The following is a 6,528-nucleotide window of genomic DNA, read 5'->3' on the forward strand; positions in this document are numbered from 1 at the left end:
ATAACTACTCCCATCTTTCCAGCTAATTTCCCTGATTTTACCTCTGACAAACTCTAAGGAAGAGTCAGAATCCTGTCTCTAAGTCCTAATTCTCTAAAATATTGTGATTGCGATTTGATTGTGGGAATGAGCAGATTCGTTAAGTGTTCGGCAATGATTCGATCTTCCAACATTGGTCGTTGCGTTTTTTTAGCGTGATCTCGATTAAGCCTTTTGGTTTTACTCATGGAGAAATTAAATCCTTCAACTGCTTATTCTCTATGAGTTTTGCACGATTCTTAAGTTTTCTTGACTTGGTTCGGATTTTTTTAACTTGTGACCAATGGTTAGAACCAGGAAAAAGCTTATTCTCCAACACTGAGATGAAGTAAAGCAATTTGTTTACTAATACATTCGATGCTTAAAATTAGCGATCGCATTAATTCGGAATTTTGCTTGTAGTTGGCTGGAACTAGATTAGTTATCTGCTGACTACTAGTGACTTCCTCACGATGTTCCCACGTCTCTGCGGTCGAATTATCTTGAAAAATACCAAGTGCAATACCTCCGTATTGATTGATGACAGTAAAGCAAGGAATGTCAGACGTACCATCGCCGACATAGATTACTTGATTCAAAGGAACGTATAATTGTTTAATCGGTACATCACGATAGTTGTACATCAAATCTTGCTCGTTTTCTCGTTCGATACCTATGGAAAGATAATATAAATAATGAGTTTTTTCCGTATGGCTCATTAGCTGTTTGAGAAATTGAATTTCTCCGTTCTCATCATAAGCCAATTCACAACCCCACATTTGAGTGAAATGTTTGGCAATAGAAGTATTGCGAGCAATATCGACAAAACCACCGCTAATCAAATAAAACTCCACTTCTACTTCGGGAACTATTTCTGCTGCTCGTTTTTTTAAGCACTCAAACATCTCACTCACGCCTTCAATCAGGTGCAATTTTTGACTTAAATTAGCCAATCGCTCCTGAGTAATTTTGTTTTTGCCTTCTCTGCGTCGTGACTCTTGAACTAAACAATAAGTTCTAGCTAAATACTTATGCCAACCTTGCTCTATTAAAGGAGCGACACGCTCGCGTTCAAAGGCTTCAACATCAAGCTGACAATCTCGTAACAGAATTTTGAAGCTATCATCTGGAATTAAAGTTTCATCAAAATCGAAGACAACTGCAATACGATTGGAAAGTGGTTTAGTGGCGTAGCTCATAGATTAAATAGTTCTTTACAAATATGTCGATCTAATTGTTCTTTATTTTATAGTGAGCTAAATAACTTAGGACTTACGCATTGACAGAAAAATTTAAATCTGCGGTATTGGTTTTGGGTATCTATAATTTTGGTTTTTTCACTTTTAGGCGATCGCCACCTTTTAAAAGATGTTTGAAATAAGGCTACAATCACCTATTTTCGTTGTCAAAATATAGTAATTTTGTACGATGCGTAAGTCCTATAACTGACGATCGCTTTACCAAAACCCAAACTGGTAAAGTAACTTTACTCTTTACCGCTCATGATGGCGATTACTCATTGCTCAATAGCAGCAGCAGGAACATCTTTAATACTGGGAAATGGTCAACCTTTACCGTTAGGTTTGGCTATCCTTGGCTCACAGCTTCCCGATATAGACACCACTACTTCAACTATTGGTAAAATCTTCTATCCTGTTAGCTCTTGGATTGAGGATCGTTTTCCCCATCGCAGTATTCCTCATTCTCTGCTAGCTACTGCTGCCATTACTGCGGTTAGTCTGGGAGTTAACCATTTCTTCCTGCATGGCAGTATCAAAGCTGCGATCGCTCTCCCATTAGGTCATCTTCTAGCCTGTTTCTCCGATACCTTCACCAAACAAGGAGTACAGCTATTTTATCCTGAACCTGTCTGGGCGATATCAGTATCCAATCCGCGACGGAGATTAAAGACTGGTGGGGCTGGTGAATTATGGGTATTAAGTACTTAGGCAAAATTAATTACATATTCGTGACCAAAATTATCCAGCACTTTTTTTAGATATTCAATTAGACTATTCTGACTACTAAGTACTTAGGCAAAATTAATTGTATATTTTTTACCGAAATTTTTTAAAATGTTTTCCACATACTCAACTAAATGTTTCCAGCTTGTATAAGCTTGAGCTTCTATCCACTCATACTTCATAAACCGCCAAAGAGTCTCAATCAAATTAAGCTGTGGAGAATAGGTAGGCAACCAGAATATTTTTAATTTCTTTTCTTGCCATTCTACTATCTTTTTTTGAAAAGCTTTACTTCTATGAATTGGAGCATTATCTAAGACTACTACTGTCATTTTATCTATTTTTTGAACATAGTTATCCAAGAATTTAATGACAATTTCACTATTTATTTTTGTTTCAAAAATATAAGAATATAATTCATTCTTTCTATTTAATAATCCCAGAACATTTATTCGTTTGCTTTTACTGCTTTCGAAGCCTTCTAATCCTTCTTTGTCTTGCCAACCATAAGGAACATAGGGTGTTAAACAAAAACCGCTTTCGTCTAAATATCTTAAATCTATAGCTCCAGAGTTTGATAGCTTTTTTAAAGCTTTAAGAATCTGCTTTTTATGTTTATACAATTCTGGCTCTGGTTTTCCCCCTACCCTACTTCTTATTCTTTTCCATTTCATTCCTAGGCATTTTAGAATTCTCTTGATTGTATCTTTACTTACAATAATATCCCATTTTTTCTTGATTTTTTCTTGAACTGCACCTAAGTTTTTAGGTGTTTCTTTTACCCATTTTTTGATGGTTTTTTGTTACTGAACATCGAAGATTTTTTTTCGCCCTTGTCCAGAACGATTATATAGTCCAACTACTCCATAATTATCCCAATTATTCAGCCAATTGTAAATTGTGTTACGACTAACTTTCAATATTTCCATTAACTCGGAAATTCTATATTTATCATATGAAATAATGAATAAGCGTTGCTATTTGTACGAGAGATTAAAAAAAGGCGGTTACAAACTTTCTCAGGGTGGGTAGCCATCTTTTGCTTTCTCTATAGGGAATTTTGTTGCATAAGTAGGCTAAAAAAAACCCACCTATACAGAGAGAAAAAATTAGAACTTGGTACTTCTAGCAAACCAGCCTACCACCGCAGCAATGATGATAAATGCTATTTGCCTCCAGTTCTTCAGTTCTCCGAACTTCTCGCTTATATCGGGTAGCTTTCCCTCTACTGTGCCTAGTCGTTTTTCTGTTGAATCTACTTTTGTTTCTATTACAGCTAACTTTTTGTCCAGGTCTATTACTTTAGTATTGAGTTGACTGACCTCATCTTTAACCAATGCAATATCCGTTTTTAACTCGTCAAAGCGATCGCCTATAAATTGCTTTAATTCTTTTAGTTCTGTATTTTGTTTGGTTGCCATTGTTATACTTTTAATAGGTTTTTACCATTTGGGAAGTCTCATTGATTGTCAGTCGGGAGGCTTCCTTTTTAATTCTATTATCTTACTCTCTACTGCTATTAAGGTAATCTCAGATCCAAATCGCACCCATATCTAATTAATTAAGCCAGGGTAGAAGAACTTATTTACTACTCACTGGCAATGAAGCGACTGTTAAATAGTTCTAGTTTACTAATTGGTCTGATTTTGGTCTTTATCGGTCAGCAATTCTCATTATGGGAATGATTATCACTATTTTAGAAATTTGAAGTTCCTAAAAACCCAATTCTTTTGTAATCAGATTGAATTTTGCTCTAAAATTTCTCATTTAAGTGCTTGGCTTTCATGTAACATGAAAATTCAAAAAAAACAAGCAGTCAAAACTAACCTAATTTTTATCTACCAGAATACTTAGGTTAGTTTTTGGAAATTAATTCTTGTTTTTTTGAGTTTTTACTAACTTTTAACTTCTCTATTTAACTTGTATTAACTGTCTCTCTTTCCTCTCCCTCTGTTAAGATAAAGATAAATAAATTATTCCAACTCTGAAACCATACATAGTTTAACAAAGCCCGAATATCATTAAAAAATCTCTTTCTTGTACCTAAGCTTTCTCGAACTTTTTGATATATATCATTGGCTAAATCTAAGACATTATGAAATAAAAAAGCTAGAAGATTTAAAGATAATAAAATTTCGGACAAATTCTCTTGTCCATGACCAAAATTATGCTCTAAATTATACCCTTAATTTTTCAAAATATTATTGCTTTCATTTTCGACTTTCCATCTAGTTCTTCCACTAATAATCATGGGGAAGATATTCGACTCATTTAACTCATGATTGCTGATAAAACTATTCTTATAAATTACTTTGTTTTTGGCAGTATCAAATATTTCTACTTCATACGATTTCACCATTAAACTTGGTTCAGTTTCTCGCATGGGAACATTATTTACATATCTATATCGATAAATTCTTTTTTTTCCTTGCTCATATTTTTTGATTTCTCCAGTTGTTATTTCTCCATTTTTCTCCAAGAACTCTAGCTATTCATATAAAGTTTGATGCGATGATGGTTTGGCTACAAAAATAAAATTATATCCTTGTTCAAGAGCTAACTTACATATTGGTTGACGAGAGTAAAGGTCATCTCGTAATAAGGTTATTTCTTCTTTTGCTTCTTCGATAATATTGCTTGACAACCATCTTTTTACTGCTGCATTTTCACAATCTTGTTTCCTTCTTCCATCTTGTTTTTTGATAAATTCTGGAGGAAAATTAATATGCGAAGCGGTATCCTTTAGGATTACTTGCTTTTTTGAGGGCGATACGATTACTGGCGTGACTGCCTGATGGTAATAAGTTACTGAACCATTTCTATGCTTTCGGCAATTACAATGGGGGCAATTAATTTTTTTTGAACTATAATATTCTGTTCCATTTAATGCTATTAATATCTGATTATCTAAGTATTTAAACTGTTTTATTATTTGATTGGTTTCCAACCATTTATAAGTAGTTTTAAATGCCCCAAATACTGTTGAAGCCCGAATCGGATCTAATAATTTTCTGATTTGATTGTCACAAGGTATTGCTTCTAACCCAAATAAACTTTGAGCATTATCTTTTCCTTTTTTCGGCTTCATTAAACGTTGATGTTGTAAAAAAGAAGGCGATTGAGTAAAAAATGCAGAAAACCCTGCCTTCAATGCATGGTTTACCGTATATTTCTTATTATCTCCTTTTCGATTATCTGGTAATTCCTTTAATTCTTGGTCTAAAAATCTGATTAACTGTGATGGAGAGATGGTAACAGCTTTTTGATTCATGTAGTACAAAGGCAAGAGTGCAAAATGAGGATTTTATCCCCTGACACCTCTATAATTTCATGATTTAACCAAACATTATGACTAATTCAGCTTAGTTCTCTATTTTAACAGAGAACTAAAATCCAATTTTTTCCAAAATGAGAATTGCTGATCGAGATACGGAAGCTGTAAAGAATTTTACTGTTTTTAATATTAGGGGAAATAAATATCGCCTGATTTTGGATATAGACTATATCGAACAAGTAGCTTATTTTAAATATTTTCTAACTCACTCTGAATACGATAAGGAGAAATGGAAAAATGACCCTTACTTTAAATAAAAAAAACTATCTTCAGCTTTTAGATACTATTCAAATTATTCCTAAGATTATTGAAACAGAAGCAGAGTATACAGAATACTTAGCAGTTACTGAAAGCTTGATTGCCAAAAAAAGCGATCGCACTCCCGAAGAAACAGCTTTGTTTCGCTTGCTTGTCAAATTAATTGAGGACTATGAAGAACAAGTCTACAATTTAGATGATTGGAGTAATCTTTCTCCTCACGAACTTTTACAATATCTTTTGGAATCTAGCGGTATTAAGCAAACAGATTTAGTTGGAATTGTTAGCCCGTCCAAAGGTTTGATTTCATCTATCGTTAATGGGAAGCGAGCCATTAGCAAGGAACAAGCCAAAAAATTAGGAACGTATTTTAAAGTTTCTCCTAGTTTATTTTTTTAGAGTGAAATAATAATTATCCATTTAAAAAATTCTTTCATTTGATTTTATTTACACACAATTTATCTTGATTTGATGGTCGGATTAATATGCCTTTAGTTACAAAAAAGGTAATCAAACTGATGCTGAAATTCACATTCTTCCACCGCTACCAACTTCTATCCATCTGCTTAATCTTATTTGCAAATGCCCCTGTCATAGCTCAACCTCAAACTACAGAATTATCGAATGATAATCAAATTGTTGCTCAACTAACTAATAATCAATGGCGCAGATTGAATTTAGACGATAATTCCAGCATTCTGCTACCAGGATATTCTTTTTGACTTTTCCTGCCATATTATTCGGGAGAATCTTTCATGAAATCTTGCCCCAATTGAAAGTCAGATGGTCGGCTCGTCACAATCGTCCTTTACCTGAAAGTGTTCAATTTACTTTGTCTAAGTTTGAGAATATTTGGGTAGCAGACGGTTCGACATTAGAGGCATTATTTCGTAAACTCAAGAGTTTGTCAGAGGTAAAATCAGGGAAATTAGCTGGAAAGATGGGAGTAGTTAT

7 protein-coding genes and 3 pseudogenes are annotated in these 6,528 nt (G+C 33.9%); 5 read left to right on the forward strand and 5 right to left on the reverse strand.

The features are described from left to right. Positions 1 to 344: 344 nt before the first annotated feature. Entirely contained in the window at positions 345 to 1,217 is an 873-nt protein-coding gene (locus tag I4641_RS22865) for an HAD family hydrolase (protein ID WP_229642895.1), read from the reverse strand. 303 nt (positions 1,218 to 1,520) lie between these two features. Between I4641_RS22865 and I4641_RS22870 the strand changes: the two genes are divergently transcribed. After that, entirely contained in the window at positions 1,521 to 1,967 is a 447-nt protein-coding gene (locus I4641_RS22870; protein WP_229642896.1) for a metal-dependent hydrolase, read from the forward strand. An 83-nt stretch (positions 1,968 to 2,050) separates the two neighbouring features. Here I4641_RS22870 and I4641_RS22875 read toward each other — a convergent pair whose 3' ends face one another. The 4 genes and pseudogenes from I4641_RS22875 to I4641_RS22885 form a co-directional block, all read right to left on the reverse strand. Beyond that, on the reverse strand, positions 2,051 to 2,776 hold the full coding sequence (locus I4641_RS22875; RefSeq protein WP_369426874.1) for an IS630 family transposase: 726 nt from the start codon (positions 2,774 to 2,776) through the stop codon (positions 2,051 to 2,053). 9 nt (positions 2,777 to 2,785) lie between these two features. After that, the gene (locus I4641_RS24375; protein ID WP_369426875.1) at positions 2,786 to 2,947 is read right to left on the reverse strand and encodes a helix-turn-helix domain-containing protein; all 162 of its coding nucleotides are present in this window, start codon (positions 2,945 to 2,947) and stop codon (positions 2,786 to 2,788) included. A gap of 144 nt (positions 2,948 to 3,091) precedes the next feature. Beyond that, positions 3,092 to 3,403 carry a DUF1664 domain-containing protein gene (locus I4641_RS22880; protein WP_229642897.1) on the reverse strand — a complete coding sequence of 104 codons (312 nt, stop codon included), beginning with the start codon at positions 3,401 to 3,403 and terminating at the stop codon, positions 3,092 to 3,094. A gap of 494 nt (positions 3,404 to 3,897) precedes the next feature. Continuing rightward, positions 3,898 to 5,253 (reverse strand): annotated as a pseudogene (locus tag I4641_RS22885) (ISNCY family transposase). A gap of 152 nt (positions 5,254 to 5,405) precedes the next feature. Here I4641_RS22885 and I4641_RS22890 point away from each other — a divergent pair. The 4 genes and pseudogenes from I4641_RS22890 to I4641_RS22905 form a co-directional block, all read left to right on the forward strand. Then, positions 5,406 to 5,573: pseudogene (locus I4641_RS22890) on the forward strand (type II toxin-antitoxin system HigB family toxin); the annotation flags it as partial. Beyond that, positions 5,554 to 5,973: a helix-turn-helix domain-containing protein gene (locus I4641_RS22895; protein ID WP_229642899.1), complete on the forward strand. Its 420-nt coding sequence runs from the start codon at positions 5,554 to 5,556 to the stop codon at positions 5,971 to 5,973. The pseudogene I4641_RS22890 and the gene I4641_RS22895, both read left to right, overlap by 20 nt. Before the next feature lie 119 nt (positions 5,974 to 6,092). Then, on the forward strand, positions 6,093 to 6,296 hold the full coding sequence (locus I4641_RS22900) for a hypothetical protein (protein ID WP_229642900.1): 204 nt from the start codon (positions 6,093 to 6,095) through the stop codon (positions 6,294 to 6,296). Positions 6,297 to 6,337: 41 nt separating this feature from the next. Further along, positions 6,338 to 6,528: pseudogene (locus tag I4641_RS22905) on the forward strand (IS4 family transposase); the annotation flags it as partial.

The sequence above is a fragment of the Waterburya agarophytonicola KI4 genome, from assembly GCF_020640915.1.
Classification (GTDB): Bacteria; Cyanobacteriota; Cyanobacteriia; order Cyanobacteriales; family Xenococcaceae; genus Waterburya; species Waterburya agarophytonicola.

Excerpts from the sequence above, each read along its gene's own strand:
- I4641_RS22865 (WP_229642895.1), bottom strand. The coding sequence starts at position 1,217 with ATGAGCTACGCCACTAAACCACTTTCCAATCGTATTGCAGTTGTCTTC.
- I4641_RS22870 (WP_229642896.1), top strand. The coding sequence starts at position 1,521 with ATGATGGCGATTACTCATTGCTCAATAGCAGCAGCAGGAACATCTTTA.
- I4641_RS22880 (WP_229642897.1), bottom strand. The coding sequence starts at position 3,403 with ATGGCAACCAAACAAAATACAGAACTAAAAGAATTAAAGCAATTTATA.
- I4641_RS22895 (WP_229642899.1), top strand. The coding sequence starts at position 5,554 with ATGACCCTTACTTTAAATAAAAAAAACTATCTTCAGCTTTTAGATACT.
- I4641_RS22900 (WP_229642900.1), top strand. The coding sequence starts at position 6,093 with ATGCTGAAATTCACATTCTTCCACCGCTACCAACTTCTATCCATCTGC.